22 protein-coding genes are annotated in these 26,023 nt (G+C 50.5%); 10 read left to right on the forward strand and 12 right to left on the reverse strand.

From position 1 onward, the window contains the following. Window positions 1-8 precede the first annotated feature (8 nt). Entirely contained in the window at window positions 9-569 is a 561-nt protein-coding gene (locus tag GBK04_RS23330) for a DUF4142 domain-containing protein (protein ID WP_152763888.1), read from the forward strand. An 84-nt stretch (window positions 570-653) separates the two neighbouring features. Here the strand turns inward: GBK04_RS23330 and GBK04_RS30990 are convergent, their stop codons facing one another. The 3 genes from GBK04_RS30990 to GBK04_RS23340 all read right to left on the reverse strand — a co-directional run bounded on the left by GBK04_RS30990 (window position 654) and on the right by GBK04_RS23340 (window position 4,413). Next, on the reverse strand, window positions 654-827 hold the full coding sequence (locus tag GBK04_RS30990; protein ID WP_373331261.1) for a putative periplasmic lipoprotein: 174 nt from the start codon (window positions 825-827) through the stop codon (window positions 654-656). Window positions 828-885: 58 nt separating this feature from the next. Next, complete coding sequence (locus GBK04_RS23335) at window positions 886-1,929, reverse strand: DUF4249 domain-containing protein (protein ID WP_373331262.1); 1,044 nt, start codon at window positions 1,927-1,929, stop codon at window positions 886-888. 87 nt (window positions 1,930-2,016) lie between these two features. Further along, the gene (locus tag GBK04_RS23340; protein ID WP_152763892.1) at window positions 2,017-4,413 is read right to left on the reverse strand and encodes a TonB-dependent receptor; all 2,397 of its coding nucleotides are present in this window, start codon (window positions 4,411-4,413) and stop codon (window positions 2,017-2,019) included. A 132-nt stretch (window positions 4,414-4,545) separates the two neighbouring features. On the opposite strand from GBK04_RS23340, the gene GBK04_RS23345 reads away from it, so the two are divergent. From GBK04_RS23345 to GBK04_RS23365, 5 genes are all read left to right on the forward strand, one after another. Continuing rightward, complete coding sequence (locus GBK04_RS23345) at window positions 4,546-5,874, forward strand: GntP family permease (RefSeq protein ID WP_152763894.1); 1,329 nt, start codon at window positions 4,546-4,548, stop codon at window positions 5,872-5,874. Between the two features lie 59 nt (window positions 5,875-5,933). Continuing rightward, window positions 5,934-6,122, forward strand: coding sequence for a type II toxin-antitoxin system HicA family toxin (locus GBK04_RS23350; RefSeq protein ID WP_152763896.1), 189 nt, complete (start codon window positions 5,934-5,936; stop codon window positions 6,120-6,122). Window positions 6,123-6,124: 2 nt separating this feature from the next. Next, window positions 6,125-6,523 carry a helix-turn-helix domain-containing protein gene (locus GBK04_RS23355; protein WP_152763898.1) on the forward strand — a complete coding sequence of 133 codons (399 nt, stop codon included), beginning with the start codon at window positions 6,125-6,127 and terminating at the stop codon, window positions 6,521-6,523. A 287-nt stretch (window positions 6,524-6,810) separates the two neighbouring features. Then, window positions 6,811-7,230 (forward strand): nuclease A inhibitor family protein, encoded by a 420-nt coding sequence (locus tag GBK04_RS23360; protein WP_152763900.1) that lies wholly within the window; start codon window positions 6,811-6,813, stop codon window positions 7,228-7,230. Then, complete coding sequence (locus GBK04_RS23365; RefSeq protein ID WP_152763902.1) at window positions 7,227-8,108, forward strand: DNA/RNA non-specific endonuclease; 882 nt, start codon at window positions 7,227-7,229, stop codon at window positions 8,106-8,108. Before GBK04_RS23360 ends, GBK04_RS23365 begins: the two co-directional genes overlap by 4 nt. Window positions 8,109-8,338: 230 nt before the next feature. On the opposite strand, the gene GBK04_RS23370 is transcribed toward GBK04_RS23365, so the two are convergent. The 5 genes from GBK04_RS23370 to GBK04_RS23385 all read right to left on the reverse strand — a co-directional run bounded on the left by GBK04_RS23370 (window position 8,339) and on the right by GBK04_RS23385 (window position 12,554). Continuing rightward, the gene (locus tag GBK04_RS23370; RefSeq protein ID WP_152763903.1) at window positions 8,339-8,875 is read right to left on the reverse strand and encodes a DUF8693 domain-containing protein; all 537 of its coding nucleotides are present in this window, start codon (window positions 8,873-8,875) and stop codon (window positions 8,339-8,341) included. A gap of 77 nt (window positions 8,876-8,952) precedes the next feature. Beyond that, window positions 8,953-10,719, reverse strand: a complete 1,767-nt coding sequence (locus GBK04_RS23375) for a right-handed parallel beta-helix repeat-containing protein (RefSeq protein WP_152763905.1) — start codon at window positions 10,717-10,719, stop codon at window positions 8,953-8,955. Beyond that, window positions 10,700-11,695 (reverse strand): choice-of-anchor Q domain-containing protein, encoded by a 996-nt coding sequence (locus tag GBK04_RS23380; RefSeq protein ID WP_152763907.1) that lies wholly within the window; start codon window positions 11,693-11,695, stop codon window positions 10,700-10,702. Before GBK04_RS23380 ends, GBK04_RS23375 begins: the two co-directional genes overlap by 20 nt. Before the next feature lie 50 nt (window positions 11,696-11,745). Then, window positions 11,746-12,033 (reverse strand): right-handed parallel beta-helix repeat-containing protein, encoded by a 288-nt coding sequence (locus tag GBK04_RS30995; protein WP_373331263.1) that lies wholly within the window; start codon window positions 12,031-12,033, stop codon window positions 11,746-11,748. Next, a complete protein-coding gene (locus GBK04_RS23385; protein WP_152763909.1) occupies window positions 11,985-12,554 on the reverse strand; it encodes a hypothetical protein in 570 nt (189 codons plus the stop codon). Before GBK04_RS23385 ends, GBK04_RS30995 begins: the two co-directional genes overlap by 49 nt. A gap of 394 nt (window positions 12,555-12,948) precedes the next feature. Between GBK04_RS23385 and GBK04_RS23390 the strand changes: the two genes are divergently transcribed. The 4 genes from GBK04_RS23390 to GBK04_RS23405 all read left to right on the forward strand — a co-directional run bounded on the left by GBK04_RS23390 (window position 12,949) and on the right by GBK04_RS23405 (window position 20,905). Further along, a complete protein-coding gene (locus GBK04_RS23390; RefSeq protein ID WP_152763910.1) occupies window positions 12,949-14,967 on the forward strand; it encodes a M13 family metallopeptidase in 2,019 nt (672 codons plus the stop codon). Window positions 14,968-15,432: 465 nt separating this feature from the next. Further along, window positions 15,433-17,997, forward strand: coding sequence for a TonB-dependent receptor (locus GBK04_RS23395; RefSeq protein ID WP_152763912.1), 2,565 nt, complete (start codon window positions 15,433-15,435; stop codon window positions 17,995-17,997). 584 nt (window positions 17,998-18,581) lie between these two features. Continuing rightward, window positions 18,582-19,457, forward strand: a complete 876-nt coding sequence (locus GBK04_RS23400; RefSeq protein ID WP_373331264.1) for a hypothetical protein — start codon at window positions 18,582-18,584, stop codon at window positions 19,455-19,457. A gap of 584 nt (window positions 19,458-20,041) precedes the next feature. Beyond that, window positions 20,042-20,905, forward strand: a complete 864-nt coding sequence (locus tag GBK04_RS23405; RefSeq protein ID WP_373331265.1) for a DUF5694 domain-containing protein — start codon at window positions 20,042-20,044, stop codon at window positions 20,903-20,905. Window positions 20,906-21,017: 112 nt separating this feature from the next. Here GBK04_RS23405 and GBK04_RS23410 read toward each other — a convergent pair whose 3' ends face one another. The 4 genes from GBK04_RS23410 to GBK04_RS23420 all read right to left on the reverse strand — a co-directional run bounded on the left by GBK04_RS23410 (window position 21,018) and on the right by GBK04_RS23420 (window position 25,651). Beyond that, window positions 21,018-22,190 carry a PepSY-associated TM helix domain-containing protein gene (locus GBK04_RS23410; protein WP_152763920.1) on the reverse strand — a complete coding sequence of 391 codons (1,173 nt, stop codon included), beginning with the start codon at window positions 22,188-22,190 and terminating at the stop codon, window positions 21,018-21,020. Window positions 22,191-22,196: 6 nt separating this feature from the next. Further along, the gene (locus GBK04_RS23415; protein ID WP_373331266.1) at window positions 22,197-23,945 is read right to left on the reverse strand and encodes a TonB-dependent siderophore receptor; all 1,749 of its coding nucleotides are present in this window, start codon (window positions 23,943-23,945) and stop codon (window positions 22,197-22,199) included. After that, a complete protein-coding gene (locus GBK04_RS31000; protein ID WP_373331267.1) occupies window positions 23,942-24,556 on the reverse strand; it encodes a carboxypeptidase-like regulatory domain-containing protein in 615 nt (204 codons plus the stop codon). Before GBK04_RS31000 ends, GBK04_RS23415 begins: the two co-directional genes overlap by 4 nt. Before the next feature lie 192 nt (window positions 24,557-24,748). Continuing rightward, on the reverse strand, window positions 24,749-25,651 hold the full coding sequence (locus GBK04_RS23420) for a c-type cytochrome (protein ID WP_152763922.1): 903 nt from the start codon (window positions 25,649-25,651) through the stop codon (window positions 24,749-24,751). Between the last annotated feature and the right edge of the window lie 372 nt (window positions 25,652-26,023).

Here is a 26,023-nt window from a genome sequence, read left to right on the forward strand (position 1 = left end):
AACAAACTATGAAAAAGATCGCATTCAATGTACTGCTTGCCGCCTCACTTTTTACAGCTGTGGCTTGTAACGAAACCAAAAAGGAAGATAGCACCGAAGTGGCCGAAGATCAAAACGAGGCTAAGTTTGACGAAAAAATGGAAGACGACACGGAGTTTGCCGTAGCGGCTGCCGATGGGGGTATGATGGAAGTACAGTTGGGCGAACTGGCCCAGAAGAATGGCTCGGCTGCGGCGGTGAAGGATTTTGGCAAAATGATGGTGGAGGACCACGGGAAGGCCAACGATGAGTTAAAGGCGCTGGCTCAACAGAAGAACATTACGTTGCCTGCCTCCCTGAGTGAAGACAAACAGGAAATGTATGACGACTTGGCCAAGAAAACCGGCCAGGAGTTTGACAAAGCATACGCCGATCACATGGTAAAAGACCATAAGAAAGACATCGACGAATTCAAGGAAGAGGCCGAAGACGGTAAGAATGCCGACATCAAGGCCTGGGCGGCCGGTAAGGTACCTGTCCTGGAAATGCACCTACAGAAGGCTCAGGCCATGCAGGATGCCGTGAAGTAATTTAGAATACCAGACATTTGTACACACCCTGAAACGGGGCGCAAGGATCAGTCCTCTGCGCCCCGTTTTTGTGTAGTTCGTTCTTCAGCGGATCGAGGTAGTGTCGGCGGCCAGGGTGTCGGGCGGAATCTGGCGGTTATCGACCTCATCCTTGGCGGTTACCGGAGTTTCGTTGTCGCGCACATTCTCGGACGATTCGTTGTGGCCACACGCAACAAGGCCGCCGGCAAGCAGACAGATGGCTATCCATTTTTTCATAATTTACGGAATTTGGTACAAGGGTACCCCCACAAAAAGTACGCCACGCGTCCGGGCTTCAGGGTTTGATCGTGGTGACGCTCCGGTTGTAGCCCGCGAAAACCCCCAAACCGCCTACCACATTGGTATAGACCAGCGAAGGCTCCATAAATGGATTGTCGCCCCGCGACCGCTGCACCGAACGATGGTACTGGTAGTAGTGGACATCGGTATGGAGCAGCTGGATAAAGATTCCCTTGCTCTCGGGACCGCGCTGGGGCTTGACGGCACTGCCGCCCAAATTGCTGTACATGGTTGGATTTTCTAGTTTCTTACGCCCCTGCGGGGACGAAAACGTTGTCCCGTCGAGGTTGGCGTCGCTCTGGAACACAGAGCGGCTATCGGTACCGGTCCAGTTGAAGTACGAGGTGGCCGAACGCCGGCTTTCGACCAGAAAAAGCTCGTTGGTGTCCACACGGACCACCGAATATTCAAACAGTTCGTAGGCTCTGATCCGGTAGTAATCCTCCTGACCCCGCAAATCGTCCCATGTAAAATTCAGGGTGAGTGTAGAGTCACGGTTTCCAAAACTGGACGTGATGACCGTATCCAGGGAATAGTTTTTGACGGCAACCTGCCGGAGGGGAATCGTGCAGGTTGCCTGGGCGGTGCGGGTACCATCGGTGACGGTGAGGGTATAGGTTTTTCCCGCCTGAATTGGGAACTGGCTCACCGGAATTGCGTACAACCGCTCGGAAGCCTGGAAGGGGAGGGTAGCCGTGGCCTGGCCATCGCTTATCGTGACGCTGGCCGTAGGCAGCGCATCACCCACCCAAACGAGCGTGTCGCCCTCCATGACGAAAAAATCGGTACTTCCGGAAGTAGGCTCGCCGAATACCGGGCGGGTCTGCCCCACTTTGATCCGGATCACGGTATCCTGCGGTGAGATAAAGCCGAAAAGGGTCAGTTGCGACTCCGTTTGGGGTAGTTTGTCGGCAGGAATCGTATTGACCAAGGTTTCGCAGGAAATCAAGGTACCCAGCCCCACCAAAAATATTACTATTTTCAGCAGCTTATTCCACCCAAAGGTACCCCCACATTTTTGCCATTTGAATAAAATCATGCTGATACGTTCGTTACTGTACATCAAAAGAATGTAATATGGGTAAATCAGTTTTTAAAAAGCCACCAGCCATTAGCCAACAGTTATCTAAAACTTGAAATTATAACTGAATGAGGGTAAAAACGGAAACAGCGAGTAACGTTTGAGCACCGACTTACTGACGGGTTTTCCCTGCGCGTCGGTACTGTCTTCTGTACCTATATCATAAAAAAACGGATTCCGTCGGTTATAAGCGTTATATATCCCAAACTCCCAGGTACGCTCGTGGTGTTTCAGTTTTTTATGGAATTGCACCGCAAAGTCCAGGCGGTGGTAAGGCTCGGCCCGGAAACTGTTCTTGGGGCCGTACTCGTTGACCGAGGTACCGTTCCAGCTCACTTGATTCTGGAGGTAGGTGGCATTGTCGCGGTAGGCGTTGTAGCGCGACACCGGTACCGTGAGCGCATTGCCCGTACCATACACCCAGGTACCCGACAGCGTGATGCGCGGACTGAGCTCATAAATCCCTACTACTGAAATATCGTGGCGGCGGTCGTAGCGCGGGTAGAATGTCTGGCCAAAGTTGAGTTCGGGAAACTTCCACTTCGTCCACGACAGCGTGTACCCTACCCAACCCGAGAAACGGCCGGTTTTTTTCTGCACCAGAAATTCCGTTCCATACGACCAGCCCCGGCCGGCGGTGATGTTATCCTCCCAACTCAGCTCATTGGCATTCTCACCGCTCAGACTTAGGAAAGAAGCGCCTTCTTTATAATTGAGAATGTTGTTCATGTTCTTGTAGTACCCTTCCAGCGTCAGGGAAAGCGCGGGCGAGTCCAGATCCTTCGCCAGCCCCAAGGCTACCTGCTGTGACTGTTGGGGAGCCACGCGATCGGTGGTAGGTACCCATAAGTCGGTGGGCAAGCCCAGCCCGGTGTTAGATAGCAGATGCACGTACTGGTTCATCTGGGCGTAAGAGGCTTTCAATGAAAAGTCCTTCGCCAGGCGTAGGGCAGCCGAAAAACGCGGCTCGGGACGGACATAATTTTTGGTTTCGGTCTTGAAAGAACTCAGCCGAAATCCCACGTTCATTTTCAGGGCATTGAACGGTTGCCAGGTATCCTCGGCGTAAATACCCGTCTCGACGGTATTGATCGGCGTCACCGAACGTTCAATGGACTCATTCAGGAAGGAGCCCGCAATGGCCAGCGCCGAGGGGACAAACCGGTGGAAAGTCGCCTGCGCGCCGAACTTGATGGCGTGGGTGGGGGCCGGGTAAAAATCAAAGTCGGTCTTGATGCCGTAATCGCGGATGCGGGAATTGTACCGCAGGCTGAACTCATCGCCGGTGCTGCCATCGGTGTTCTTATCCTTGCTGTTGCTATCGATGCCGAAATTGAAATTGCTGGCAATGGCCGACGTATTGACAAACAGTTTCTGGCCAAACAGGTGATTCCAGCGCAGCGTAGCGGTCGTGTTTCCCCAGTCGAGGCCGTTCTGGGAGTCGATGTCGGGCCCTTTTTCGCTGGCGTAAAACTTGTCCCGTCCGAAGTACCCGCTCAGGTAGAGCTTGTCTCTTTTCCCGAGATCGTAGTTGACTTTGGCGTTAAGATCATAAAAATAGTAGCCCGGCTTCACCTTGTTGAGTTCATTTTTTTGCTGGGAAGCAATCAGCGGTGCCGCCAGTACGTCGATGTAGGTACGCCGCCCTGACACCAGAAACGACGACTTGCCCTTGACCAACGGACCTTCGAGCGTCAGCCGCGAAGAAATGAGGCCTATGCCGCCTTCGCCGTGGAGTTTCTCCTTGCTGCCCTCCTTCATGTTCATGTCCAGCACCGACGAAAGCCGCCCTCCGTAGCGGGCCGGAAAACCCCCTTTGGTGAGTTCCACGCTTTTCAGGGCATCGCTGTTGAAAATGGAGAAAAAGCCGAACAGGTGGCTGGCGTTGTACACCACGGCATCGTCCAGGATAATGAGGTTCTGGTCGGGACCGCCCCCGCGTACATACAAGCCCGTTTGTCCTTCGGTACCTTTCTGCACGCCGGGCATCAGTTGCAGTACTTTCAGCACGTCCTTCTCGCCGAAGAACGCGGGTACCTTTTTGATTTGAGAGATAGGTACCTCGATGGTACTCATCTGGGCCGAGCGGCTCACATAGTCTTCCTGCCGCCGGGCCGATACCGTCACTTCTTCGAGCTGGTTAATGCTGGTGAGCAGTATGTTGATTTCGGTATTTTTGGTGAATTGCAGGCTCTTCTGCTGCTTTTGGTACCCTACAAACGAATAGACCAGCCGGAGTGTGTCGCTGGCGGGCATTGTGAGCGAGTAAAAACCGTAGGTGTTGGTCACGGCACCGTAGGGGGTACCTGGTACGTATACATTGACGCCGGGCAGCTGCTCCTGGCTCCCCGCCTCCCGCACGAAACCGCTGACCGTAAAGGTACCCTGGGCCGCCGCCCAACCGCAAATCAAAACAAACAGACCAGTAAAGCAATGACGCATGGAAGCAGGATTTCTTGGACACTCAGGATAGTAACGAGCCTTAAAATCCGATATTGGTTGGAGGGTCAAGTAAAAGTTATGCCGTAAAGCCTTATTAGAAACAACCCGACCCGCAACTTTTACCCTTCTTCTATGCTCACTCTGTTGACCATCCTGCTGGCCCTCGCGCTTATTATCGTTTCCATCATCAAGTTTGACATCCACCCGTTTCTGGCGCTCTTTGTGGGGGCCATCATCTACGGTTTGCTGGCCGGAATGCCCGGCGATTTGATTCTGAAATCCATTTCGGAGGGTTTTGGCGGGGTGCTGGGGAGCATCGGACTGCTGATTTTGCTGGGGGTGATGATCGGTACCTTCCTGGAAAAAACGGGTGGCGCCTTCGTAATCGCGCAGAAGATCCTGGCCGTCATCGGTGAAAAATCCGTAATGCTGGCCATGATGGTGACGGGGTACATCCTGTCGATTCCGGTGTTTGGCGACAGTGCCTTCATCATGATGAACCCGATCAATAAATCGCTTTCGTTCAAAGGCAAGCTACCCTACGCTGCCACCACGGTGGCCCTCACGCTGGGGATTTCGGCCAGTCACTCGCTGGTACCCCCCACGCCGGGACCGATCGCGGCGGCGGGCATTTTGGATGCCGATCTCGGGATGGTGATTTTCTGGGGCATTGTGGTGAGTGCTCTGGCTTTGGTACCCTGCTACTTCTTCGTGAAATATTTTACCCGCCACGTCAACCTGGTACCCCATTTTGCCGAGGTAGAAAGCAAGGTGCAGCATGGCAAGCGCCCTTCGCTGGGACAGGCCTTCCTACCCATCATCATTCCCCTGCTTTTGATCGTGCTGGCTTCCATTGCCAAGTACCCTACCTTGCCCTTCGGCGATAATGTCTTCACCACCATTCTACTCTTTGTCGGTAGTCCCGTCATCGCGCTGCTGATCGGGGCGTTCCTGTCGTTCAGTCTGCCCGAGAAGTTCGATGCGAAATTACTGGCCTCGTCGGGTTGGGTAGGGGAGTCGTTGCTGATCGCCGCGCCCGTAATCCTGATTACCGGAGCGGGCGGGGTATTTGGTAAAATGCTGCAAAACTCGGGTATCGCCGACCTCGTCAGTGCTAACCTTAATGCCGCTTCCTGGGGTATTTTCCTGCCGTTTTTGATGGCGCTGGCGCTCAAAACCGCGCAGGGCTCGTCCACCGTGGCGCTCATCACCACGGCTTCCATCGTCGCGCCGCTGCTGGCTACCCTCGGTCTCGACAGCGAAGCGATGCGGGTTTTTGCGGTGCTGTCCATCGGTGCCGGTGCCATCGCCATCTCCCACGCCAACGACAGTTTCTTCTGGGCCATGACCCAGCTGACGGGCATGAACATTAAACAAGGGAATCAGACGCACAGCCTGGGTACCCTAGTACTTTCGCTGTCGGCGATTCTGATCATTTATGTGCTGATGGGGGTAGTGTAAGGGGGGTATTTCCAAAAAAGTAAATTTTTGTTTACTTTTATCAATCCATTTTTGTTGCTATGAAGTGTTCCCAACTCTATCGAATTTTGACCAGGGGTGGGTGGTACCCTATTTCACAGAAGGGTTCACACGTTAAAATGAAGCACGACAGCAAGCCGGGAATACTGATTTTTCCAAACCATGGGAGCCAGGAAGTAGGTACAGGATTGGAGAAGAAGATCCTCAAAGACGCAGGCATAAATAACTGAGCATGAAAGCAAGTAAAAAAAAGATTAAGATCATCGTGGAGAGAACCGATACGGGATTTTCTGGCTTTGCCGAGGATTATCCGGTTTTCACCACCGGGCGAACCGTACCTGAACTCACGGACAACGCGCTGGAAGCCGCCAAGCTTTATTTTGAGGAAGAAGGCATTGCTTTGAACCACGATAACTTGAAATTCGAGATAGACTTCAAGCAGTTCTTTCAACATTATAAAGTGATAAACGCGAAATTCCTGGCCGAAAAGATTGGGATGAATCCCACCTTGCTATCCCAGTACGTGCAAGGACATAAAAAGCCTTCGGACAAGCAAACCGAAAAAATACTGGGTGGGATTCATCAGATTGGGCAGGAGCTGGCCGAAATTAGTTTGATTTATCGAGGGTGAGGAACTCATCTCAGTAATTGTTGGTGGCCTTTCTCTCGGTCGCGATGCAAACGCGAAGAATCTGAAAATTAATGCCGCACGTTGTCTCTTAGCAGTCTCAAGTGACCTTACTTGATCCACCTTGCTTCGCACTTAGCTTTACCGCATGTCCTACACTTATGGATTGAAAATCGATGGGAGCGGTTCGTTCGGCTAAAGCAAGAACGAGTAGGAGAATATACTCTGAAACAGCTTTTATGAAGGTACCCCAAAGAGATATCGCCCGGATAAAATATCGAACGTAATCAATGAAGGAAACGCCACCGCTGGCCGCCGTGCCGCTCAGCGAAAAAATTGCCCCTTTACTGGAAGATCTGCTTTATCCCAGCGAATCGGACGAGCCCTTGCAGTTTTTATCCGCGCCCTGGGATGGCAGTAAGGACATTACCCCGCAAGAGTTTGTGGATCTTTTTGATTTGGAAGCCGCCGACGCAGTGAAAGAAAAAGAGCCGGAGCGTTTCTGGTCGCCTGTTACTGAGGATCAGGAATGGTACGAGGCCGAAGAAAAGGAGCGGACTGCGCGGTTCGTAGCCCTGAGAAAAATTTTGGAAGAAAATCTGGAACACATACAGTACTTTGAAGTGGGAGAAATAGAGGTCGGGCTGTACCTAATCGGCCAGTCGGCTCAAAACATCATGGGAATACAAACGATGGCTGTCCGTACATGAGAAACCAAAGCATCCTTACCTGTCTGCTGGCGGCCCTGCTGCTGGCAGGCTGCGCGAAGCGGACATTGATTCCGCAGTCGGCCGAAAGTATTCATACCAGCCTGGGGAATCCTACGGCGGCCCGGCGGGACACCACCGACGCGGACAATTACCTCATTCTGAAAAAACAGTACGCCCTGAGCTACAACCGCAGCCTGGGGCATGCCAACTGGGTAAGTTGGGAATCGGACGCCGAATGGCTGGGCGAGGCCGATCGCCGCGACGACTTCCGCCCCGACCCCGACCTGCCGACGGGCTGGTACCGGGTACGTCCCGACGACTACACCAACTCCGGCTTCGACCGGGGGCACCTCTGTCCGTCGGCCTCCCGCACGGCGTCAGACGCGGACAATTCCTCGACTTTCGTGATGACGAACATGATTCCTCAGGCCCCGCCGCTTAACCACGAAGCCTGGGCTCAACTCGAGGCTTACTGCCGTACGTTGGCGGGGCAAGGGTACCGCCTGTTTATCGTGGCGGGGTCCTACGGTGTGGGTGGGAAAGGAAGCAAAGGCTACGCTACCACGCTGAACGGGCGCGTTAGCGTGCCGGCGCATAACTATAAGGTGATCGTGGCGGTGGCAAATCTGGGAGATGTCGGGCAAATTGACAGAAATACGCCCGTAATCGCCGTAGACTTTCCCAACGACGCCGATCTGGTGGATAACAAAAGCTGGAACAACTTTGTGACGACACCGGGAGAAATCGAGCGGTCCGCCGGGGTGACGTTCTTCAACTATCTGTCCGACGAAGTGCGAAGCGAATTACGGAGAGTTCGCTTCGACCCGACTAACACGCCTTTGGGAATGTCAAACGAAGACCCCAAGTCGCCCAGATAGCCATTATCTACAAATCGGACGGGAAGTAGCATCCTTACACCCGGAGATGCACGCGATCTGAATCGACGCCCATTCTTTGCCTGGGCGGGGTATAGGTGCTTCCTGCCATGTACATACTGCCTGAGCGGGCGGCCATCGTGCCCCACGCTAATCCTGCTTTGCGCTCGGGGCAAGCAGTTATTTTTTTATTATACAACTCACAGGCGTCGTGGGTTTGAAAATTGCTTGGCTTACAAATACTTAATTAATCCCCCCTGGTTGAGAATGCCACTGTTCATGTTGATATTTCCTAGCGCCCCCCCGCTGCCATGCACATTGAGCGTTCCTCCATTATCCACCGTAAGGGTGACACTGATATTGAGGGTGATTATGCCCGTGTGAACCGATAGGCCGCTCCCCACGATTGGGTCATTGGGGGAGGCATTTATAAATACCGCATCGGCGGCGGTAGGCAGGCAGGCCGGACTCCAGTTGCCGGGTTCGTTCCAGCTACTGTTTAAGCTGCCGATCCAGGTTCTCTGAAAGGTGTTCTGATTGCTCTGAAATTCGTAAGCCCCCATGTCGATAGTACCGTTGATCAGGCGCTGATTTCCTGCCAGGTCGATGGTAGTAGTGTTGGCCGTATTGAGACCCGCGTCGATGGCCGGTGAGCAGGGACTCAGCTGGGCACTGCTGATGGAGACGAAGGGGCTGACCGTCGTAGTGAGGTTGTTAGAACCCGTGTAGTCGGTCTCCGAGGCCTCGAAAAGGGTGAAAGTGGCTGTCACGGTGCTGCTACCAACAGAGTTATCATTAAAAATGGTGTTTTGTGCCCCATTTCCAAACACTATACAGTTGGTAAGTATCAGGCTTGCAGACTGGTTGAATATTCCCCCTCCACTACTATTAGCAGAATTACCTTGAAAAGAACAATTGGTAAGCGTGGGGCTGCTGTAAACATTGGCCACGCCCCCCCACTACTAGTAGCAGAATTACTTTGAAATAAGCAGTTGGTTAGTGTAGGACTGCTGCCGGAACGATTGAACATCCCTCCTGCATTAATAGCAAAATTACCATGAAAAGAGCAGTTGGTCAGTATAGGACTGCTGTTTAAAAAATTGGCTATTCCTCCTCCTTCATTGGCATAATTACTCTGAAAAGTACAGTAGTTCAGCGTAGGAGCACTTTCCCGGTCGTACAATCCCCCTCCTGCCTCGGCAGAATTACCCTGGAAGGAGCAATTAGCCAGCGTCGGGTTACTAGAAAAATTAAAAATGCCCCCTCCACGATTATTGGGGAAAGAAACACCATTAGCATTCCCACCCATGACCGTGAACCCATCCAGCACCGCCGCTGCGGACAATCCGTTTTGGTCATTAAAAATAACATGGTAGCTATTTCCCGACAAGGCATTATCACTATTGATGTCTCCACTCAAAACGGTGCCGTTAGTGGCGGGATTTGTATCGCGGTCGGTCATGTTCAACTGCCCACTGTTGAAGCCGCCGTAAATTTTCACACCTTCCTTCATGATAAAAGATTTGGTGCGGTCGGTAGTACTGGTTGTGGGCTTGTAGGTACCCTGCGCCACCCAGATCTGGTCGCCAGACTGGGCGGCGGTCAGGGCGGTTTGCAGGTACTTGTGGGCCTTGGCCCAGCTCAGACCATTGCCAATGTCGTCGGGGCGGTTGGCGTCCACGTAGCGGATTGGCGGAGTCTGCACTATGACCGTGGCGCTGCCCGACAGCGTACTAGCCACGCAGTCGTTACGATCTTCCACCGACACGAGCGTGTAGGTCGTCGTGACTGTAGGGCTGATGGGGATGTTGGCCCCGCTGGTGTAGTGGGGGACTGTGGCGTTAGCACTGCCATCGGAGTAAACTACCGCGTAAGGATCACTGCCGCCTGAGAGTGTCACGATCAAATTGGCGCTGCCGCCCAGACTAATCGTACCACCGCCGCTAAGCGTGGCCGTGTACGGGGAGAATGCTCCCTGAAATTCGTAAGCCCCCATGTCTATGGTTCTGAGCTTACGCGGATTGCCCGCCAAATCGGTGACGGTACCATTGGCCGAGTCGTCGCCCTCGTCGATGGCCGGCGAGCAAAAGCGCAGCTGGGCACTGGTGAAGGAGTCGAAGGGGCTGACCGTCGTAGTGAGGTTGTTAGAACCTGTGTAATCGGTTTCCGTAGCCTCGAAAAGGCTGTAGGTGGCCGTCAGCGTGCTGTTTCCAGAATTAACTATGGTATTCTGCCCCCTATCTTCAAACAGTACGCAGTTGGTTAGCGTGGGGTTACTGTTGGAAAAGTTGGCCATGCTCACCCCGCTATTTTTAACGAAGTTGTTCAGAAACGAGCAGTTGGTCAGTATTGGATTACTACTGACAAAGTTGTACATTCCTCCCCCGTTGTTAGCGGTATTGCTCAGAAACAAGCAGTTGGTCAGCGAAGGGCTACTGTTGGAAGTGTTGTACACGCACCCTCCGTTCCCGTTACGGGCGGCATTGTTCAGAAACGAGCAGTTGGAAAGTGAGGGGCTGCTATCGGCGTTGTGCATTGCCCCCCCATTGGTTCCGGAGGCATTGCTATCAAAAGAACAGTTGGTGAGCGTGGGGCTACTGGAATCGTTGTACACGCCCCCCCGAAATCAGCATAATTATTCCGAATCGAACAGTTGGTGAGCGTGGGGCTACAATAATTGTTGTAGATGCCCCCCCAATACCAGCGGAGTTATTCAGAAACGAGCAGTTAGCCAGCGTGGGGCTACTGGCGTCGTTGTACATACCTGCCCCGAAAGTATTCGGAGATGAGGCTCCGTCGGCATTCCCGCCCGCGATGGTAAACCCATCCAGCACCGCCGCTGCGGTCAACCCGTTTTGATCGTTAAAAACAACGTGGTAACTGTTTCCGGTTAGGCCGTTGACATTGTCGATTTCCCCGCTAAGTACGGTGCCGTTGGTGGCCGGATTCGTATTGCGGTCGGCCAGGTTGATCTGACCGCTGGTGAAGCCGCCGTAGATTTTCACGCCCTCCTTCATGATAAAAGAGGCCAAGCGGTCGGTGATGACGGTCGTGGGCTTGTAGGTACCCTGCGCCACCCAGATCTGGTCGCCGGATTGGGCGTCGGCCAGGGCGGTTTGCAGGTACTTGCGGGCGGTGGCCCAAGTGAGTCCGTCGCCGTTGTCGTTGGGGCGGGCGGCGTTCACGTAGCGGGTTTGTGGGACAGTTCCCTGAAACTCGTAAGCCCCCATGTCGATCCTGCCTCCAACCGTCCTGGGATTGCCCGCCAGATCGGTGGCGGGGCCGTTGTAGGCTGCGTTATTACCCGCGTCGATGGCGGGTGAACCGGACCTTAGCTCGGTACTATTGGTGGAAATGAATGGGCTGGCCGTAGTAGTGAGGTTGTTGGAACCTGTATAATCGGATTCCGATGCCTCGAAAAGGGTGTAATTGGCCGTTAAAGTGCTATTTATATCGAAATTGAATATGGTATTCTGTCCCCCACTGCCAAACAATACGCAGTTGGTGAGTGTGGGGCTACTGCCTTCGTTAAACATCCCTCCCCCGTTTGTATAAGCGGTATTATTCAGAAAAGAGCAGTTAGTAAGCAAGGGGTTGCTGTATTTATTGCCAATGCCCCCTCCATAGTCAGCGGAATTATTCAGAAAAGTGCAGTTAGTGAACGTGGGGCTACTACTGTCAAAGTTGTATATGCCCCCCCGGCGCGATCAGCAGAATTATTCAGAAAAGAGCAGTTGGTCAGCGTGGGGCTATTACTGTTAAAGTTGCACATGCCCCCCCCCAGATAAGCAGAATTATTCAAGAAAGAGCAGTTGGTAAGTGTAGGGTTACTACCGAAATCGTTGAATATCCCTCCCCCGATTTCGTTAGCGGAATTATTCAGAAACGAACAGTTGGTGAGCGTGGGGCTACTGGAAGTGTTGTACATCCCCCCCCATCATCACTCGGAGAAGATATATCAGCATTCCCGCCCGTGACCGTGAACCCATCCAATACCGCCGCTGCGGTCAAACCATTTTGATCATTAAAAATAACATGGTAGCTATTTCCCACTTTGTCGTTGTCATTGTTGATATCCCCGCTCAGGACGGTTCCGTTGGTGGCCGGGTTGGAGTTACGCTGGCTCAGGCTGGTTTGCCCGCTGGTGAAGCCGCCGTAGATTTTCACGCCTTCCTTCATGATAAAAGAAGCCAAGCGGTCGGTGGTACTAGTCGTGGGCTTGTAGGTGCCCTGTGCCACCCAGATCTGGTCGCCGGAAACGGCGTCGTCCAGGGCAGTCTGCAGGTACTTGCGGGCCGTGACCCAACTCAGGCCGTTGCCGCTGTCGCTTGAGCGGGTGGCGTCTACGTAGCGGATGTTGGCATAAGCAGGTGAAATGAGCAGCAGGAGTACTCCCAGCAACAGCAAGCCACTCTGTACATCAGTTTTAGAGGGTAACGGATTTTTCATCGTAAGGGGAGTTTATCGGGTTTTGATCAATGTGAGCACATAAACCCGGTTAAATTGAGGACAAAATACCTGACAATCAAGTGTAGTCAGCAAGGGTGGTAGCCCAGGAAGCTCTTCAAAGTACCACAAACAGATGAACTTTAAAGCTTTATTAATCAAATAAATACAAAAAAATTATCAAACGGTACAATTTAAACCTGTAGTTTATCCGCCTACTTTCGCGCATTCTAGATATTCCCTCCGAAGGGAGACTACGTACCCTACCAGGTTCACACCGTTGGGGATTGACCGCTTCCAGGAAAGAAAACATCACTCATTTTCCCACATAATTTCTATCTTTCCTGACAAATTCGAGTGAATCGACTGTACTTTTCCCCATATCTATAAACTATCCATGAAACAATTTTTATTTTTTGTGTTAGCCCTGTTTTCGGCCGGAGCTTTCAGTTGTGTTTCGGCACAGAATACCAACCGCGTAGTGCTGACGGGGATAGATGCCACCAAGAAACCGGGCGATGATTTTTTTACCTACGCCAATGGCATGTGGTACGATAGCGTCCAGATACCGGCCAGTCAGACGGGGGTAGGTTCGTATTCGTTTATGAACTACCCGCAGCGCATCCGGTTACAGGAAATTTTGGATAGCGTTTCCGCTCGCCGCAATACGCCTGGAAGCATCGAACAAAAGGTAGGCGATTTTTATACTTCGGGCATGGATATGGCGGCTATTAATAAGCGGGGGTATGAACCCATCCGGCCCCTGCTTGCCCGCATCGATGCCGTGACCGATGTGGCTTCGTTGCTGAAATTGGTGGTTGAAGAACAAAAAGTAGGGGATGGGTCCATCATCGGTTTACAGATCGGTCCCGACAACAAACGGAGTACGATCAACATTGCCCAGTTTTCGCAAACCGGGATTGGTTTGCCGGAACGGGATTATTATTTCAAGACCGATTCATCAACCGCCACGATTCAGAAAGCGTATAAAAAGTACCTCGCGACTCTGTTTGAATTGACCGGAGCCGGGGCGACGGCGGCGGAGAAAAACGCAAGCGTGGCCTATGACCTGGAAAAACAATTGGCAACCGCGCATAAAACCAATATCGAACGCCGGGACGTCAAGGCCAACTACAACAAAATGGCAGTCAGCGACCTGGCCCAGAAGCAACCTACCCTGCGGTGGACGACGCTGCTAAGCGACCTGGGTCTTAAGGTCGATTCGGTCAACGTAAGGCAGCCGGCCTATTATGACAAGTTGAATGCGATGCTGGTATCGGTACCCATCGAAGACTGGAAAATCTATTTGAAAGCCAATGCGCTGACCAACTATGCCAATTACCTGAGCCAGCCCTTTGTGGATGCGTCCTTTGCGTACGCCAAAATCCTGACCGGACAGGCGGTCAAACAGACCCCGGCCGAAGAAATGACACAGGCGGTGGATCGGTCGATCGGCGATGCGCTGGCCCAGTTGTACGTAAAAAAATATTTTCCGGAAGCGGCCAAGAAACGCATGAAGGTATTGGTAGCCAACCTGGAAAAAGCCTTTGAAGCCCGCATCAACCAGCTGGACTGGATGAGCGATTCGACCAAGGCCAAGGCGAAAGAAAAACTGTACGCCTTCACGGAGAAAATTGGGTACCCTGATAAATGGCGGGATTATTCGCAGGTGGATGTGAAGCGCGACGCCTACTTTGAAAACCGGTTGGCGGCCACGAAAAACGAGTACCTCTACAGCCTGGCGAAAGTAGGACGGCCGGTCGATCGGACGGAGTGGCATACAACCCCGCCCACGGTAACGGCCTATAACAATCCTCCGCTCAACGAAATCGTTTTTCCGGCGGGTATCCTGCAACCGCCCTATTTCGATGTGAATGCCGACGACGCATTGAACTACGGCGGCATCGGCATGGTGATCGGGCACGAAATAACGCATTCTTTTGACGACCAGGGGGCGCAATTCGATAAGGTAGGGAACGTGACCAATTGGTGGAAACCCGAAGACTACGCCAAATTCAAAGCCAGGACCCAGCAGGTAATCGACCAATACAACAAGTTTACCGTGCTCGACTCGGTGCACGTAAAAGGAGCCCTGACCGTGGGCGAAAACACCGCCGATATTGCCGGGGTCGCCATTGCATACGATGCCTTCAAACTGACCGAGCAGGGAAAGAGTACCACAAAACTGGATGGATTCACCCCCGATCAGCGTTTCTTTATCTCGATCGCCCGAATCTGGCGCGTCAAAACCAGGGACGAGTTTTTGCGCATGTACGTAAATACCAATCCGCACTCACCGGCCAAGTGGCGCGTGAACGGACCGCTGATGAATTTCACACCCTTCTACAAAGCCTTCAATGTGCAACCGGGCGACAAAATGTACAAACCCGAAAGCGAACGGATCGTCGTTTGGTAGGGGTACCTTGTCAAATACGGATGGCTCATCTACATGTCCAGCTTGGCCAATCGGTCAAGCTGGATCATTTGCCCTACATTTCTACTTTCCTCATTTTCTCTACTTTAAGCGTCGACTGTTTCACCCAAGACATTTTACGTTCCCCACTTGATCAGGGTACCCTGGGTCTGTTTTCTTATTTCTTTATAGAACTGGATAGTGCTATTAATTGATGGATAATGCAATGCCTTTCGATGCATTGTAAAAATTGTTTGAAAAGAATTAGTCTATATGGTCTATAAATTTAATAGACTAATATATATTTGCTTCCGAAACCAGAACCTAAGCTAAACCATGCACACAATTATACTATTCAGAAGGCCTTACTGTTGTACCCGCCGCTGATTATAAATCGGCTTACTGGGTGACCTGACCTATCTTATTTTATATCAAGCATACTCGCTGTCATTTTTTTACAATCTACGCATGAAAAAGATTTTAGCATACCTAATTTTTGGCATTCTCGGCACCCAGACAATTCTTTTTGGCCAGCAGGCCCCCATCATCAATGCCACGATTGCAGGTACGGTGCTCGATGCCCGTACCAGTGAAAAGCTTCCCGCTTGCTCGGTAGTTATCAAGGGTACCACGAATGGAGCCGTGACCGACGCCAACGGCGAGTTCTCGCTCGTAACGGGTCAAAAGCTTCCTTTCACCCTGGTGATTACCTACGTGGGATATCAGAAAAAGGAAATTACGATTACGGGAAGTCCGGTGGAAATCAGGCTGGAGCCTCAGGCGAATGAGCTTGACGATGTACTGATTACCTCGCGGCGGCGGCAGGAATCGTCCCAGGAGGTACCTATCCCACTTACGGTCATTCGGGGGGCCACGGCGGAGGATGCCGGTGCTTTCAACGTCAACCGGCTCAAAGAGCTGGTACCTACCGTGCAACTGTACTCGTCCAATCCCCGCAATACTACCCTGAACATCCGCGGGCTGGGGTCTACCTTTGGACTTGCCAACGACGGAATTGATCCGGGGGTAGGGTTCTACGTCGATGGTGTGTACTACGCCCGTCCTGCCGCCACGACGCTTGATTTCATCGACATCGAGCAGATCGAAGTACTGCGGGGGCCGCAGGGTACCCTGTTTGGCAAGAACACCACGGCCGGGGCTTTCAATATTACCACCCGGAGTGCCAGCTTCCAGCCGGGAGCCAGCTTCGAGGTCAGCTACGGGAATTATGGGTACATCCAGGCCAAAACCTCCCTGACAGGTCCGTTGAGCAAGAAGCTGGCCGGACGTATATCCTTCTCCGGTACCCAGCGAAACGGCCTCCTCCACAACGTTGCGACGCAGAGTTCGGTCAATGACCTGAATAATCTGGGTGCCAGGGGACAATTGCTTTATACGCCCTCAGAAAATGTCAGGATTACCCTGGCGGCCGATAATTCCCGGCAAAATCCCAACGGCTACGCCCAGGTAATTGCCGGGGTGGTGACCACCCAACGAGCGCCTTACCGGCAATTCAACAACATCATCGCCGACCTGAACTACGCCCTGCCGAGCACCAATCCTTTCGATCGGATCATCGACCACGATACGCCCTGGCGATCCAGAAGTGAGCTAGGAGGCGTTTCACTCAATGTGGAAGCGAAGGTAGGTGGGGGTACCCTCACGGCCACCAGCGCCTGGCGGTACTGGAACTGGGATCCTTCTAACGACCGCGATTTTACGGGCCTACCGGTACTGACCCTTTCCCAGGCGCCTTCCCGCCATGAACAGTGGACGCAGGAAATCCGCTATACCGGACACCTGACATCCCGACTCAGTGGGGTACTGGGCGTATTTGCTATTTGGCAGGATTTAAGGACTACTCCCTACCAGACTGAAGAATCCGGTACTGCGCAGTGGCGGTTTGCCCAGAACTCTACCAGCCCGCTCTGGCGGACGCCCGGCCTCCTCGATGGGTACGGCATCCGCACTACCTCCCGTCTGCAATCGTTCGGTGGCGCTGCTTTCGGACAACTGGACTGGTCGATCACCGACAAATTGCACCTCTTGCCGGGTATCCGTTTCAACTACGACCAAAAAGAAGCGGCCTACAATCGGCAAACCTATGGGGGCCTGCCAACCCATGATCCGGCTTTGCTAGCTATCAAAAATGCGGTGTATTCCAATCAGGAATTTAACGTGCAGGTCGATGAGCATAATTTTTCGGGACAGCTGACTTTGGCTTACAAGGCCTCCAAAGCCGTGAACGCCTACGCTACCTACGCCAACAGCTACAAACCCGTGGGCGTCAACCTTGGGGGATTGCCTACCGCCAACGGAAAAGTACTCATCGACCTGGCCAAAGTAAAGCCCGAATACGTCACGCACTACGAGGTAGGAGTAAAAACCCGGCCGCTCCCGCAGGCAACGCTGAACTTTACGGTGTATAATACCGACATTCAGGATTACCAGATACAGGTTCAGACGGCCGAGCTGGGCGTAAACCGGGGGTACCTGGCCAATGCGGAGCGGGTGCGGGTCACAGGAGCCGAACTGGATGGAAATATCCGGGTGAATGAGCACCTTTCGGTCAACGGAGCGGTGGCTTACACGGACGGGAAGTATATTTCGTTTACCAATGCGCCCGTACCCCTGGAAGAAGTAGGCGGCGAAACTGCCTTCAAGGATGTCTCGGGCGGGGCGCTACCCGGCATATCCCGCTGGTCGGGCTCGCTGGGCGGGGAGTTTTCAAGCTCTGGTAAGTTGATTAACCTGAAAGGCCGCTATTTTGTCGCGTTAGATACCTACTACCGTTCCTCGTTTTCGTCGAGTCCTTCGCCTTCCCGGTACCTCAACATTGATGGGTATGCGCTCCTGAACGGGCGGCTTGGTTTTCGGGCTTCCAATGGTGTGTCGGTGTTGGTTTTGGCTCGTAATGTGCTGAATACAAATTATTTTGAGCAATTGTTGCCCGCCTCGGGAAACGCCGGACAGTACGCGGCGGTTTTGGGCGATCAAAGGACCTTTGGGGTTACGCTCCGCTATAATTTTTGATGCTACCTACCTCTAACTTACCCTGTCCGGCGACATGCGTTGCTGGGCAGGGTAGTTTGTAGGGGTACCTACCTGTGGTTAGGAATGGAAGTCGCGGGTACTTATCATATTGGGTTATCCAGTATCAGGGTACCTTGCCTTTTCCTGCTTGGTGAGTGTAGTTATTTATATGCTGATAGGGGTAGTAAGGGATATTTTGAATAAATTGTAATTTGCCGGGAGGGAGCGCCACTCGGAGGGCTAACGGATAATCGTCACTCGACAGAGCGGAGCAACTGCATTAATCTGCAAAAATCAAAAGTCCACTAGAGGATATGGAATTTGAGTAAACGAGTATTAGTTGTTGACTTTTGCAAATACAGCCTGCTTATAGGTAAAAGCGAAGATACAGCATGAGAACTTTCGTATATATTTGAGTTGTAAGGCATTAAAAAAAAGGGATGAACATAATAATACATATTAATCGGAATCTTATCAATTTTGGTATTCCTCTTACACTTTTAGGGACTCTAATTTTGCTGATGAAATCTTCATTTCTAAATGGGAATGACGCTTTGAATTTCGCCATAACGGCTGACCTACTTTTGACCGTTCCACTTGTTTACTTTCTGCTAATACGAAAATCTGAAATCCCGAATACCACGGTTATTCCTGTTATGGTAATTGGGCTTTTAATTGGTTCATATTTTCTACCCCAACAAAGTCAAACATATTTGTCAATCTTCAAAACTTGGGCTTTGCCAGTAATTGAAATCTCAATATTGACTTTTGTCGTAATTAAAGTTCGGAGTGCTATTAGAAAATACAAAGGATTAAAAGGTACTACACCAGACTTCTTTAACGCCATTAAAAGTATCTGCTATGAAATTCTTCCGAAAAAACTTGTGCTACCATTTTCGACAGAAGTTGCGGTTTTCTACTATGGTTTCATAAATTGGAAAAAAAAAGAAACTAAGGATAATGAATTTACTTATCATAAAAAAAGCGGAACACCTGCTCTTTTTTATGTATTCATTTTAATTATTGCCGTTGAAACAATTGCTATTCATTTTTTACTTACTAGATTGAGTTTTATTGCTGCTTGGATTTTAACAGCATTAAGTATTTATACAGCTATTCAAATTTTTGGATTCGCGAAATCGCTGACACAAAGACCTATTTCTATAAATCAAAACAGTTTGACTTTAAAATATGGCATTTTAAATGAAGTTGAAATTCCCTTTTCAGATATTGACAAAGTAGAACTATCAAGAAAATCATTAGGAAAGAACGAATTGACCAAAACACTTTCGCCACTTGGAGAACTTGAAAGTCATAATGTCATAATTTACTTGAAAAAGGAGAACGAATTAGTTGGTCTTTATGGAATGAAAAAGAGATTTAATCTACTTGGATTACATATTGACGAACCAAAAGAATTTAATGAAAGAATGGAAAACGCCTTACAACAATGTATATAAAAAATAGGCGATATAGTACTGAATTCAAGGGTATTGGCTTGTTTCAAACTTTGTGTTTAACAGAAAGTTTGGTGCTTCGAAATCGCCTACTTTCCATATACTAAACGTTACCAGTAATTTTTGCTTATTGGGCCACCGAATGACAACCAGAATTAGCAAGCGTAAATTACTGAGCTTTGCTACGCCTCTACTTTCCTCCTCAACTCCACCCTAGGCTTCGGCGCTTTCGCCAACGCCTTTTTGCGCCACCCATCAGATCAGGATACCTGTGCTGGGCAGGCTGGCGACGGTCAGACTGATCAGAAAGGCCAGGATTTTGCCGGGTCACAAAACAGAGAGTTAACGAGGTAGCAGAGGTTTTAAAGCAGAAGCCAAATAAGAGATTTTGGTTTTGAGATTTGGGAAAAGTGATTCAAAAAGGTTAATTTGAACGAAGAAACCCTTATTTTTATCATTTGATACAACCAAGAAGAGTAGGGGAAATCAGATGCAAGCGTGAAGTGCAGTTCTTTTATTAACCGAGATACGCAACAATGTGTTGTATACGACCGCTGCGCATAATGCAAATAACAAAACCAATACTAATGAGTAAAAAAAGATATATCCTGTCAGTAGCTTTAATAATTTTAACCTTAAATCCAATTTTTTCACAAAATAGTCCAAAAACAGAGATTTTACTAGTTGGATTTGATCATTTGGGTCAAATGGATAATGGGACACCTTCCTCAGATATTTTCAGCCCCAAAAAACAAAAAGAAATTATTAAGCTTACCGAGAAGCTTCGGACCTTTTCACCAGACCAAATAATGGTTGAAAAAGAACCCAGTGAACAAAAACAGGTGGATAGTTTGTATAAAGCTTATAGGGAAAATACTTTGAAACTTTCTGAAATAGAATACGGCTCTTCAGAAACGTATCAAATTGGTTTCAGGCTGGCCAAAATGTTAAACTTAGAAACCGTTTACGGTATTGATCATTATGAATCGACTTCTCAATCTTTATTAAGTTCTGGTAAGAATATAGATATTTTCAAAAATGGATTACTGGAACTCATGAATACTGCAAGACCAATGAAAAAGAAAGTCCAGCAAGATAGTCTTTCCATTTATGACTATATAAAAACAATAAACCAACCAAAATTTATCGACCTCTCTCACAACCTGATTTTTAACTTACCTGCTTATGTGATAAACGGCAAATTTTCGGAAAATGGAACTAATACAGTCGATATAGGTAAAATAGATGAGAAATATATTGGAGCGGAATATATTACTTTATTTTATAACAGAAATCTAAAAATATACTCAAACATACTAAATGCCCAGCTGGATCATAATTCAAAGCGAATCTTTTTGATTATGGGACAATTGCACATTGGCGTGTTAAAAGATTTACTCGAAGCCAATCCTAATTATAAGATTATTACTACTTCAGAATATCTTAATTAGTAGACACTACCAGGCTGTCCTACAAAAAAAGGCCAGGCGCAGCACACGACGAATTTAAAATGTTTGTACAGCAGTAAGCCCTGTTTGTTCAATCAGTGGAAACTAGGCTTGTCTACACCTCTACCTCCTTTCTTCGGGCTGCTTGCATTTTCGGGCGAGAAACGCGCTCTTTCTTCCGCCGCCCCCACCAGATCAGGGTACCCGTGATAGGAAGGCTTGCGACGGTCAGACTGATCAGAAAGGCCAGGATTTTGCCCGGTAGCCCAAAAATACTCCCCACGTGAATATCATAATTCATGCGAATGACTTTATCGGCCAGCCGGGCATCTTTGAAGCGACCATACACATGATTGACGGGTAGTTCCTTGAGACTATATTGATCAAAATAGCGGTAATCGGTTTTCCAGAAGGTAGCGGCGTCGGGATTGGCGTTAGCGGCGATGACCGACGTATCGGTCTCGGGAACGTGTACTTCCAGCCGCTGGGCATCGGGATGCTCTTTGTTCATCAGCGCCCATACCCTGTCGATGGCGGGTGTCTGATCAGAAAGCAGAGCCGGAGAGGTACTTTTAATCGAAACCGGTTCTTCGTACAGCAGGGATTTCTCTCCTCCCAAACTCCAATGTACCCCCTGGGCCACCCACTGAAAACCCCACACCAACCCCGTGAGGGTAACGACGATGGCAAACCAGGAAGAGTAAAAGCCCAGTACATTGTGCAGGTCATAGTTTTTGCGCTTCCATTTCAGACCATCCCGCCAGCGCAGCCAGAACCGTTGCTTCGCAGCGGCCTTGTTTTTGGGCCACCACAGTACGATGCCGGACACGAGCATGAGGGCAAAAATCAGGGTAGCCGATGCTACCAGCGGCTGGCCGATGACGGGAGGTAACCAGAGGTAGTAGTGTCCCAGAAGCACGATCCGAAAAAAATCGGCATCCATGTCTTTTACCTTCAATACTTTGCCGGTGTAGGGATTCAGGTACACGCTGTAATAATACGAAGGCTCGAAGTGGTAGAAGTACACCTGCGCTGCCTTGCCCGGTACCCCGTACTCTACGGCGTGGAGGTGCTTGTCGGGCAGTTCTTTTTCAGCGATGGATTTCAGGACCGAAGGCGGCAGGTAGTTGGTCGACTGCGGTTCCACAAAACGATAGGGCTGCGTGGCGTCCTGAATCTCGGCCTGGAACGCGTACAAACAACCCGTGATGGCGATAATAAACACCACCAGCCCGGTACTTAGTCCGAGCCAGAGGTGAATTTTTCCAATGATTTTCTTGAACGTCATGCTGGATCAGAAACGATAGTTGACAGTCATACGGGCGTTGCGACCAGCTTCGGTTTGCCAGTAGTACATTTCTCCGTAGGGCGAGCCCGAATACAGGTACTTATCCAGCAGGTTGTTGACATTGACCGTCACGCCGAAAGCACCCGACTGGTACGATACGCCGCCATCGAGCCGGAAGTAGTTGGGTAGGGAGCTCTCGGAATTATCGAAGATGTACCACGACGAGCGCCCGGCCTGGTACTGATAGCCCAGCGAGAATTTCAGACCTTTTAGCGCACTTTTGGGAAGGTTATAGGAAAGCCAGCCATTCTGGATGTGCTTGGTGGCACCGGGTACCTGATTGCCCACTACCGACTCGTCAGAATCTTTGGTGACTTTGGCGTCGGTATAGGCGTAGTTCAGGATCAGGTCCAGGTGAGGTAGCAACTCGCCTTTGATATCTACCTCCACGCCCTCGACCTGCTGCTGACCCGTTTGCCGACTGTATACCAGCTGGCCAGTGATGGGATTCGGGTGGTCTACGTCGGTAGTCAGAACGTTGTTCTTCGTGATGCGGTAGGCGGCTATGGTGGAGTTCCAGCGGCCTCCCATCCAGTTTTTCTTAAAGCCTAGCTCAAGATTATTGCCCGTGATGGGGTCGAAACTTTTACCCTGCCAGTCGCTGCCGGGATTGGCCACAAAGGCCTGGTCGTACACAAAGTAGGCCGACGATTGCTTGTTGATGGAGTAGCTGACGCCCGCCCGGGGGGTAAACTTACCGTCGTCGGTCGAACCGCTGTACGGATTAATATCTTTGAGGGTAGTATAGCGTCCGGCCAGGGTCAGGCGAAGCTTATCCTGGAAAAACTTGATTTCATCCTGCACGTAGAACGAGCTATAGCTGGAATTGTAGTTGACGCCCCGTTCCCGGACGCTGCGGCTGCGGTCCCAGGTCGGGATTTCGGCGACGGGAACAGTACCATACACAGGATTGTAGATATTGAAAGTACTATCGCCCAGCGCGGCTCCCTGGTTGAAATCCGCGAAATAATCTTTTTTACTCATGTCGATGCCACCCAGCAGATTATGCGTGATGCCGCCGGTTTGAGCGGTACCGTTCAGGAAAATCTGCCCGGTTCTGTTCAGGCCCAGTGCGTCCCACACACTAATCCCCCGCTGCATGGACCGGTTGTCTACCGACGAAATCCCCCAGGGCCAGATACTTTGCCCTACCTGATCGTAGTTGAAGTAGGCCATTTGGGCGGTGAGCTTCCATTTCTCATTAAAAAAGTGCTCAAAAATCCCCAGCACACTCTGGTCATGAATTATGGTAGGATCAAGGTTGGGTTCAGCGGTAGTAAAGTTGCGGGGTAGGTCGGCGTAACCGTTGTTCGAGAAAGCGTAGTTACTGCCGATGACGCTCATTTCCGAAAACTGATGCGTGTATTCGAGCGTGAGCGAACTCTTGTTATCGATCTGATACTTGAGCACGGGCACGATGGAGTACCGGTTGTTGTATTCAAAATCGCGGTGCGAGCCTTTCAGCTGACCCATTACGTTCAGGCGGTACAGTAGTTTACCATCTTTGGAAAGCTTTCCGTCCAGGTCCAGCGTAGTGCGGTAGGTTTCAAAACTACCCAGGCTGAACGACGCCTCGCCTTTGGTGATCCCCGAAGGTTTCTTGGTCACGACGTTATAAAATCCGCTCGGTTCGCCGTTGGCCAGCATAAATCCGGCTGGCCCTTTTACAAATTCGATGCGCTCGACCATGCTCATATCCTCGGCCAGCGGCCCCAGGGCATCTGCACGTTCATACCGTTGCGGAAGGCCGTAATCTGCGAACCCCGCATGTTGAGGTAGGCGTAGTTGTCCCAGTGTTCCAGTTTCTGCACCCCGCTCACATTGCGCTGAATGCCTTCCAGCATATCGAAGGCCTGCTGATCGGCAATGATCTGCTTGCCGATCACCTGAATGTTCTGCGGCGTTTCGAGGATCGGCGACATTAGCCGAAGCGACTTGGAGGTATAATCGGCTTTGTACTTGTTGGTGTTGGCAAAAACAATTACTTCCTGTAGTTGCCGGCTGTTCTCCTGCAACTTGAAATTGATGGTTTTCTTTTCGTCTTCACCCACCACCACCTTTTCTGACTGAGTGGTGAGTCCCACAAAGCTGGCTACTACGGTATAGGTACCTGCTTTTAGATTATCAAAGGAAAAGTGGCCGCTGGTATTGGTGATGGTACCTTTTTCCGTTTCACGTAGCATCACATTGACAAACTCTGCCGGTTGGCCATCGAGGCTGCTGATGGTACCTTGTATTTGTCCTTTCTGGGCCAAAAGCGCCGTGTTGCTCAGTATTCCTACGAATAGCAGTAATCGAAATTTCATGTATTTTTATTTAGATTAATTACAAATAACTGGCACAAATGTATAGCGAGCTACTATACAAGTCAAGGTATTACTTAGAATTAATCTAAATAAATTCGAAAGTCTATTGTCGATTAGCTAGTTAATCGCCAGAAGAATTGACTATCTAAACCGCAATTGCCTAGGCAAGGTACCCCTGCCTAAAAGAATCTTTTATTTTGCACTAGCCAGTGCGGGCTGAGCCTGGAGGTACTTGTACAGGGCCGAAATTTCATCATCGTGCAGGTACGCGAAGCCGGGCCAGGGCATAAAACTAGGATTGAGCTGGCGCTGATCGGGTGTAACACCCGTCCGAAGGGCGGCCCTGAACTGGTCTTCCGACCATTTTCCTACATTGCCCCCGGGAGTCAGGTTGGGAGCGAAGGGGGCTCCCGGCTCGCCGGGCTGCATACCGTTGAGTTCCTTGCCATGACAGCCCGGACAACCGCTCGTCTTGACCAAATAACGCCCGTACTCCGCCGTTGCTCCGCGAACCGGAGCGCTAACCGCTGCTATGGCGGCATGATCGATATTTTCAGCGTTGATTACATCGCCAAACAAACCAGCTCCCGCGAGTGCCCTTCCCAAAAAGGTGATTTGGGGGCCAGACCAGTTTCTGTTTTGTTGGGGGACACTCTTCAAGTACCCCACGATGGCTCCCAAATCCTCATCGCTCAAATGTTGAAACTCAGCGGCGGGCATAATGAAAGCCGGTGTTCCGTCTTTCTTGATTCCATGCCGAATGGCACGTATAAAATCCACCTCATCGTATTCGCGGCCTTTGCCTCCCTGTCCCGCTGTAAGGTTAGAAGCAGGTACCGATCCAATGGCCGCGTCATTGAAAAATTCAGTTCCTCCCAGGTCCTTTCCGTGGCAGGCGATGCAGTGGATTTTTGCCAGACGTTCGCCTTCGCTCAGGAGGGCGGAATCGGTCGGGACTGGTACCCGGGCGGGCGTTACTTCATAGGTTTTAGCCAGCCGATTTTCGAAATTATTGGCAAAATAAGCTCCGGCGATGGCCACGATGACAAGCAGTGCTACGAGGACGATACCCGTCCATTTTAAGATTTTTTTCATGATGTAAAGGGTTTAAGTTGAGGGTAATTGTGTATAAAATTAAATCAGAATAGACCGTAATTGCCTACCGTTCAATAAATTATGAGTTTTCTCCTATGGTCTTAGAATATATCGATAGAGCGGCACGAGGTTCAGGTGTTGGGTGACTAGTCGTCCTGATTTGTTTCAGATCCACAAGTTAAGGACTGTGGCAGGGGGAGTATTGTAAAAATCTGACATTCTGAAAATTCTGGTTCAAACGTACTCTATCGGTTATCAGGATTTACAGCCCCAGACTTAGGTAAGCCGGCAGGATTTTTCTACTGAACCCAAGGTACCCAGACACAGGGAAAAACTGAAAGTCACAGACTTTTACGATATTGAGATTTCCGG

Origin of the sequence: Salmonirosea aquatica (genome assembly GCF_009296315.1) — a bacterium.
Classification (GTDB): Bacteria; Bacteroidota; Bacteroidia; order Cytophagales; family Spirosomataceae; genus Salmonirosea; species Salmonirosea aquatica.

What these genes read in the sequence shown, in the direction of transcription:
- GBK04_RS23330 (WP_152763888.1), top strand. Translation starts at nt 9, where the DNA reads ATGAAAAAGATCGCATTCAATGTACTGCTTGCCGCCTCACTTTTTACA.
- GBK04_RS30990 (WP_373331261.1), bottom strand. Translation starts at nt 827, where the DNA reads ATGAAAAAATGGATAGCCATCTGTCTGCTTGCCGGCGGCCTTGTTGCG.
- GBK04_RS23335 (WP_373331262.1), bottom strand. Translation starts at nt 1,929, where the DNA reads ATGATTTTATTCAAATGGCAAAAATGTGGGGGTACCTTTGGGTGGAAT.
- GBK04_RS23340 (WP_152763892.1), bottom strand. Translation starts at nt 4,413, where the DNA reads ATGCGTCATTGCTTTACTGGTCTGTTTGTTTTGATTTGCGGTTGGGCG.
- GBK04_RS23345 (WP_152763894.1), top strand. Translation starts at nt 4,546, where the DNA reads ATGCTCACTCTGTTGACCATCCTGCTGGCCCTCGCGCTTATTATCGTT.
- GBK04_RS23350 (WP_152763896.1), top strand. Translation starts at nt 5,934, where the DNA reads ATGAAGTGTTCCCAACTCTATCGAATTTTGACCAGGGGTGGGTGGTAC.
- GBK04_RS23355 (WP_152763898.1), top strand. Translation starts at nt 6,125, where the DNA reads ATGAAAGCAAGTAAAAAAAAGATTAAGATCATCGTGGAGAGAACCGAT.
- GBK04_RS23360 (WP_152763900.1), top strand. Translation starts at nt 6,811, where the DNA reads ATGAAGGAAACGCCACCGCTGGCCGCCGTGCCGCTCAGCGAAAAAATT.
- GBK04_RS23365 (WP_152763902.1), top strand. Translation starts at nt 7,227, where the DNA reads ATGAGAAACCAAAGCATCCTTACCTGTCTGCTGGCGGCCCTGCTGCTG.
- GBK04_RS30995 (WP_373331263.1), bottom strand. Translation starts at nt 12,033, where the DNA reads ATGTACAACACTTCCAGTAGCCCCACGCTCACCAACTGTTCGTTTCTG.
- GBK04_RS23385 (WP_152763909.1), bottom strand. Translation starts at nt 12,554, where the DNA reads ATGAAAAATCCGTTACCCTCTAAAACTGATGTACAGAGTGGCTTGCTG.
- GBK04_RS23390 (WP_152763910.1), top strand. Translation starts at nt 12,949, where the DNA reads ATGAAACAATTTTTATTTTTTGTGTTAGCCCTGTTTTCGGCCGGAGCT.
- GBK04_RS23395 (WP_152763912.1), top strand. Translation starts at nt 15,433, where the DNA reads ATGAAAAAGATTTTAGCATACCTAATTTTTGGCATTCTCGGCACCCAG.
- GBK04_RS23405 (WP_373331265.1), top strand. Translation starts at nt 20,042, where the DNA reads ATGAGTAAAAAAAGATATATCCTGTCAGTAGCTTTAATAATTTTAACC.
- GBK04_RS23410 (WP_152763920.1), bottom strand. Translation starts at nt 22,190, where the DNA reads ATGACGTTCAAGAAAATCATTGGAAAAATTCACCTCTGGCTCGGACTA.
- GBK04_RS23415 (WP_373331266.1), bottom strand. Translation starts at nt 23,945, where the DNA reads ATGAGCATGGTCGAGCGCATCGAATTTGTAAAAGGGCCAGCCGGATTT.
- GBK04_RS31000 (WP_373331267.1), bottom strand. Translation starts at nt 24,556, where the DNA reads ATGAAATTTCGATTACTGCTATTCGTAGGAATACTGAGCAACACGGCG.
- GBK04_RS23420 (WP_152763922.1), bottom strand. Translation starts at nt 25,651, where the DNA reads ATGAAAAAAATCTTAAAATGGACGGGTATCGTCCTCGTAGCACTGCTT.